The sequence below is a fragment of the Gordonia sp. i37 genome, from assembly GCF_002043085.1.
In the GTDB taxonomy this organism is placed as follows: Bacteria; Actinomycetota; Actinomycetes; order Mycobacteriales; family Mycobacteriaceae; genus Gordonia; species Gordonia polyisoprenivorans.
Genome location: NZ_MVPX01000307.1, coordinates 1 through 6,502, shown reverse-complemented (window position 1 = coordinate 6,502; position 6,502 = coordinate 1). Strand labels below are relative to the sequence as shown.

The 6,502-nt window shown below is 67.2% G+C and carries 6 protein-coding genes; 4 read left to right on the top strand and 2 right to left on the bottom strand.

Going from position 1 to position 6,502, the window contains the following annotated elements:
- The 4 genes from B1964_RS14885 to B1964_RS14870 form a co-directional block, all read left to right on the top strand.
- Positions 1 to 614, top strand: a 614-nt coding sequence (locus B1964_RS14885) for a maleylpyruvate isomerase family mycothiol-dependent enzyme (protein WP_079930323.1), incomplete at its 5' end; no start/stop codon positions are given.
- Between the two features lie 52 nt (positions 615 to 666).
- A complete protein-coding gene (gene nrdF / locus B1964_RS14880; protein ID WP_006367603.1) occupies positions 667 to 1,668 on the top strand; it encodes a class 1b ribonucleoside-diphosphate reductase subunit beta in 1,002 nt (333 codons plus the stop codon).
- A 196-nt stretch (positions 1,669 to 1,864) separates the two neighbouring features.
- Positions 1,865 to 2,707 (top strand): hypothetical protein, encoded by an 843-nt coding sequence (locus B1964_RS14875; RefSeq protein WP_253194008.1) that lies wholly within the window; start codon positions 1,865 to 1,867, stop codon positions 2,705 to 2,707.
- A gap of 88 nt (positions 2,708 to 2,795) precedes the next feature.
- Positions 2,796 to 3,311, top strand: a complete 516-nt coding sequence (locus tag B1964_RS14870) for a TrmH family RNA methyltransferase (RefSeq protein ID WP_079930322.1) — start codon at positions 2,796 to 2,798, stop codon at positions 3,309 to 3,311.
- 8 nt (positions 3,312 to 3,319) lie between these two features.
- On the opposite strand, the gene B1964_RS14865 is transcribed toward B1964_RS14870, so the two are convergent.
- Together B1964_RS14865 and B1964_RS14860 are read right to left on the bottom strand one after the other, a co-directional pair.
- On the bottom strand, positions 3,320 to 4,123 hold the full coding sequence (locus B1964_RS14865) for a hypothetical protein (protein WP_079930321.1): 804 nt from the start codon (positions 4,121 to 4,123) through the stop codon (positions 3,320 to 3,322).
- 25 nt (positions 4,124 to 4,148) lie between these two features.
- The coding region (locus tag B1964_RS14860) for a DEAD/DEAH box helicase (RefSeq protein WP_139765743.1) at positions 4,149 to 6,502 on the bottom strand (2,354 nt) is incomplete at its 5' end.

Sequence of the window (6,502 nt, the reverse complement as noted above, 5' to 3'; positions counted from 1 at the left end):
TCGGCGCCGTGCACCGGTGGGCGACCGCACGGATCGTCGGCGACGATTCGGTGCATTCCTACGCCGACTTCCCGACTCCTCCGGCCGACGAGCTGACCGACTGGTATCGAGCCGGGCTCCGCGGGCTCGTCGAGGCCCTCGGTACCCGGGATCCCGACACGGCGGCACCGACCTTCGTCGGTGAGCGCACCGTCGGGTGGTGGGCGCGCAGGCAGGCGCACGAACTCACCGTTCACCGATGGGATCTGGAGTCCGCGATCCGACCGGGCACGCAGAAGGCGGTCGACGCCGAGCTCTCCGCCGACGGGATCGAGGAGTGGCTCGAGGTCTTCGCCCCCCGATTCCTGTCCCGGTCCGGCGGCGTTCCGCAGCACCTGCACGGAGCAACACTGCATATCCACACCCATGACGAGCCGGTCGGCGAATGGCTGGTCGAGCTATCCGCGGACGGGCTGACGTGGTCGCGAGAGCACATGAAAGCAGATGTGGCGCTGCGCGGTTCGGCTTTCGACTTGTTGCTCACGCTCTGGCATCGCCGACCGCTGTCGGCCGTCGACACGGTTGGGGACGCCGGCGTCGCCGCCGAACTCCTCGACCTCATCCACGTCACCTGACCGCCACCGATACCGTAGAACCCGCATCCGCATCCATGAGGAGATGATCATCATGACCGCAGGCACCCACAGCCCGGCCGACGGCGCACCCATCAAGCTGGTGAGCCGCGTCTCTGCGATCAACTGGAACCGCGTCCCCGACGAGAAGGACGCCGAGGTGTGGGATCGCCTCACCGGCAACTTCTGGTTGCCGGAGAAGGTGCCGGTGTCCAACGACATCCCGTCGTGGAACACGCTCACCGAGTACGAGAAGCAGCTGACGATGCGGGTGTTCACCGGTTTGACGCTCCTCGACACCATCCAGGGCACCGTCGGCGCGGTCTCGCTCATCCCGGATGCGTCCACCCCGCACGAAGAGGCGGTGCTCACCAACATCGCGTTCATGGAGTCGGTGCACGCCAAGAGCTACAGCTCGATCTTCTCCACGCTGTGCTCGACCAAGGAGATCGACGAGGCGTTCCGCTGGTCGGAGGAGAACGAGCACCTGCAGCGCAAGGCCCAGATCGTCATGGATTACTACCGTGGAGAGGACCCGCTCAAGCGCAAGGTGGCCTCGACCCTACTCGAGTCATTCCTCTTCTACTCCGGCTTCTACCTGCCGATGTACTGGTCCTCGCGCGCCAAGCTCACCAACACCGCCGACCTCATCCGCTTGATCATCCGCGACGAGGCGGTGCACGGCTACTACATCGGCTACAAGTACCAGCGGGGTCTGGAGGTGCAGACCGCCGAGCGTCGTCAGGAACTCAAGGACTACACCTTCGAGTTGCTCTTCGAGCTCTATGACAACGAGTCCGATTACACCGAGGCACTCTACGACGAGGTCGGCCTGACCGAGGACGTCAAGAAGTTCTTGCGCTACAACGCGAACAAGGCGTTGATGAACCTCGGCTACGAGGCGATGTTCCCGAAGGACGAGACCGACGTGAACCCGGCGATCCTGTCGGCGCTCTCCCCCAACGCCGACGAGAACCACGACTTCTTCTCCGGCTCCGGTAGCTCGTACGTCATCGGCAAGGCGGTCAACACCGAGGACGAGGATTGGGACTTCTGAGATAGGAGCACCCGCCTGATTGGGTGTAGCGGGGGAGACGGAGACGAAGGATATGGCGGGCCGTCATGAGTGACGACAAGATCGACTACCGCAAGATCGCAACCACCGCAAGGGCCCGATCACGCCTGCGACGGTGAGCGTCGTGGGCGCCGCACCGAAGAGCTGGACCGCGTTTTGGGTATGCGGGGGGATCGGCGTGGCAGCATTCGTCGCCGTCGCGATCTGTGCGGCCGCGCATGCTGCGGCCGGCGTAATCTTCTTCGGCATCTTTGGTGTGGGCTGGAGCGGTCTGGTTCTGCTGACCCTGTGGGGAGCACGATCGGTGATCGGCAGACCTCAGGTCACCGCAGGCCCGGACGGAATCTGGGCGCCGGCCTTTCAGCTGCCCTGGGATCAGATCCGTGCCCTGGATTTCGTCAGCGGCGGAACCAGCTACGGAAAGATCGATCCGCATCAGACGTACGCGGCACGGCGACGGGAGACGTCGCTTGTCGTCACCTCGCGCGCGGCGAACAAGAACGGGCGGCCCCTGCAGTACGGAACGACCCTGCATCACTTCAACTCGGAGAACTTCGACGAGTTCCGCAGTGCAGTAAGGGCTTTGGCGCCGCACGTCGAATTCTGGACCACGCTGAACGTCAGCGATTACGTCGTCGACCCCACCGCACAGCAGGAGCTTGCCCGGCAGTTGGCTGCGACCGGACGGGTCGCCGTGACCACGCGGCGCGGTAAGGAAAAGATGTACTTCGACCGAAACGGAGTCGGCGCCGACGACAAGTTCGTGCCGTGGACGTCGGTCACCGGTGTCATCGCGGTCATCGATCTGCACACGACCAGCGGCAGCTCCGGAATGGGAAAGAGTACGTCGCGGACACCGAAGCTCGTGGTCGTCACGAATATGGTGGACCAGAAGGGACAAGAGCTGCGGCTCCGACCCACCTACGAGGCGAGCTACCAACCGCCCGTCGAGCATCTCCTGCCGCTGCTGCGACAACTCGCACCGCATGTGCAGATCGCCGACCAGCGCGCCGTCAAGTGAGCGTCCCTTCGTACTCGGCGCCCGCGGTATCGGCTAGCATGGTCGCCATGTCGATCACCGAAAGGGGCGCTGCGCCTCACCTGAGTTGATGGCCGGCGTTCGCGTCCGCAGGGCGGACGAACTCCGACGTTCCCGACGAGCTCGCTCCCGTTCCTGTTGGGGCCACCTCATTCTGGCGCCGCTGTGGGCCCAGCACGGAGCCAACCTGGGCACCCTGCTGCGTACCTGTGATGCAGTGGGCGCCTGTATGGCGGTGCCACCGCACGACTGGGTGGGTCCGGCCTTGCGACGGGGCAACACCGTTCCGGGCCGCTCATGTATTCATCGCACCGGCAACCCGGTCCGGTGGCTCGAGCGTGAGCGCGCTGCCGGCGCTCACCTCGTCGGCGTCGAATTGGCCGAGGGCGCAACGCGTCTGGCCGACCTACCGATCGCACGGCGACGTACCGTGGTGGTGCTCGGGCACGAACGCACGGGCATCCCCGAGTCCGTCCTCGACGTGCTCGACGACGTCGTCGAGATACCGATGGTGGGACGCGGGGCGAGCTTGAACGTCGCGGTGTCCGGGTCGCTCGTCGCCTACAAGCTCGCGGGATTGGTGTGAGACCGCCCTCAGGGTTCGACGATCCGGTCGTAGAGATCGCCCAACTCGTCGACGGCCTCGGCGATGTCGCCGGGGGCGACGCCGGAGGCCCGCAATGCCGTGCGCAGAGCGGTGCCGTCGAGGTCGGTCAGCGGATTCATCCGCGGCGGCGATGGGAGTGGGGGAGCGGTCGCGCCGGTGCCGTAGAAATCGATTCGCGGTGGCGCGGAATCATTCTCGTCGCCGGTCCGATCTCCGTCACCCTGCGGGGAGGAGTCTCGGGCGGGCGCGAGTTCCTCGATCGCGTCGAGCAACTCCGGCAGCGACGTCCCCATCACCGACAGCAGGGTGGTGGGGCTCCGGTCGATCTCGACGGCCACCTCGTACATCGTCGACAGGACGTGGATGCAGCGTCCGGAGTCGTCGGGGCACGTGCACACCCCGACGATGTCGGCGCTCTCGGTGGGCAGCACCAGTTCACCAACGGTACGCGGCTGCTCACCACGCGCGAGCGACATCACCTCGGTCACACCGTCGGCGGCGCGCAGCAGCGTCGCCACCGTCGCGGTGTCGACGGTGCGGATCTCGATCGTCACCTCGAACGGCTCGAGCTGACTGCCCTCGACCGACGAGGTGACCCGACCCGCGCCGATCGTCAACCGATGCACGTGCCGATCGCGGAAGTACCTGCGCGCCTTGGTGATCTTGCGGCTGTCTACTGCCGCATCGGTGCCGTCGCCGGCGAATCGGCCTTCGGTCACATCGACCAACGCACGCGACCACGGAGTCAGCGCATACCCGCGCACCGGGACCGTACCGCGACGTGCACTCATCGGTGTGCACTCATCTGGGCGCCGCTCATTCGCTCACCGCGTCCTCGCGCAACCGGAACAGTTCGAAGAGTTCGTCGTTGCCGAGGTCGCCCATCCAGGCCTCGCCCGCCGACACCGTCAGCCGTGACAGCTCCCGCTTCTTCGCGATGAGGTCGTCGACGCGTTCCTCGAGCGTGCCGACGCACACGAAGCGTCGCACGTGCACGCGTTGCCGCTGCCCGATCCGGTACGCTCGATCGGTCGCCTGGTCCTCGACGGCCGGATTCCACCAACGGTCAACGTGCACCACGTGATTGGCGGCCGTCAGGTTCAGGCCGGTGCCGCCGGCTTTGAGGGTGGCGATCAGGATCGGCGGACGAATCCCGGTGTCGCCGTGCTGGAATCGGTCGACGAGCCGGTCACGGTCGCCGCGTGCCAGGCCACCGTGCAGCAGCGGGATCTCGGTGCCCAGCAACTCGGTGAGCCACGCCGAGAGCAATTCGCCGAACGCGGCGAACTGGGTGAACACCAAGGCCTGATCGCCCTCGGCGACCAGCGTCGTCGCGATGTCGTCGAGCAGTTCGAGTTTCCCCGACCGGTGGACGCCCCGCCGGACCAGCGGTGTGCCGTCGGCCAGATAGTGCGCGGGATGATTGCAGATCTGCTTGAGGCGCGTCAACGCCGCCAACACCGTTCGCCGGCGCAACGCGCGCTGCTGTTTGTCCCGCAGGGCCGCCATCAGATCGTCGATGACCGCGCGGTACAGCGCGGCCTGCTCGACGGTGAGATTGGCGCGCACGGTGATCTCGGTCTTCTCCGGAAGGTCGGTGATGATCGACGGGTCGGTCTTCTCGCGCCGAAGGATGAACGGGCGGGTCAACGCGGCCAGGCGGGCGAGCGCGTCGGGATCACGGTCGCGTTCGATCGGCTCGGCGAAGCGATTACGGAAGGTCGACGCCGACCCCAGCAGACCGGGATTGACCAGGTCGATCACCGCGCGCAGATCCTCCAGCCGATTCTCGACGGGGGTGCCGGTCAGGGCGATCCGGTGATCGGCAGGAATCGACCGGAGTGCTTTGGCCGCTGCGGTTCTCACGTTCTTGACATGCTGGGCCTCATCGACGACGAGATGCCGCCAGGGGTGCGTCGCCAGCAACTCGCGGTCACGGGTGGCGATCGCGAAGGTCGTCAGCACCACCTCGGCGCTGCCGTGGACCGCCGCGAACGCGGCGCCCTTCGCGCGATCGGGACCGTGATGGACCGCCACCGGCATGCTCGGCGCGAACCGCGCCAGTTCGGCAGACCAGTTGCCCACCACCGACATCGGGCACACGATCAGCGTCGGCGAGCGGGTGGCGGTGTCTGCCGTATGCGCTTCGTGGGCGAGCAGCGCGATCACCTGCACCGTCTTGCCCAGCCCCATGTCGTCGGCGAGGACACCACCGATCCCGCGCCGTGCCAGATGCGCCAACCACTCCAGGCCGCGCTGCTGATACGGGCGCAGCGAGGCCGCCAACAGTTCGGGTGGCGGGATCGGTTGTGGGCGCAGGGCTCCGGTCTCGGCGATCTCGTCGAGCCAGTCCAGTCCGCGCACTGCGCTCACCGGTACCGGCAGGGAGTCGGTGTCACCGGCGACCAACCCGAGCAACTCGCCCATGTCGGGTGCGGCGCCCGATCCGGCCAGCGCGCGCTGGGATTTCACGTACGCGGCCGCCCGGCTCAGCCGAGCACCCTCGGCGCGCACCCACACACCGCGAATACGAACGAGATCGCCCTTCTGCCTGGACAACTCGTCCAGATCGGCTTCGCCGAGGGTGATCGCATCCGGCCCATCGCCGAGTGCCAGGCGCCACTCGAACTCCCGGATCTCCCGCAACCCGACCATGCGTGCCGGCGCACCACCGCCCACCACCGGACGTGCCCGCATGGTCAGACTCGGCCGGACCTCGGCGATGGTGCGTGGCAACAAGACCGGGAACCCGGCGTCGGCGAGCGCGGCGGCGCCGGTGGTGAACAGGCGTTCGGCGAGTTCGGTGGGCAGCAGGTAGTCCAGACTCGTCCGATCCGGATCCGCTTGGTGTAGTTCGGGAAACGCCCGGACCGCGGCGGCCAGTTCGGTGGTCACCTCGTCGAGGTCGGTGGCATCGAGCCGACCCGGCAACACCGGCGCCACATGACCGTCGATCGAGCGTCGGCACACCGCAAGGCGCCATCGCAACCGGTCGGGGTCGGTGCGCACACGGTCGATGTCGTCGTCGGGGCCGAGGTCGTCGATCGGCGAATCCGGGTCGTCGGGTTCGTGCAGCCGGAAGATCAGGCTGGCCTCGTCGGCTGCGGCGCTCGTGCCCCAGCCCGCCCACGCCGACGTCGCCGCCGGGCGGGTGGCGGCCGCCGGCACCA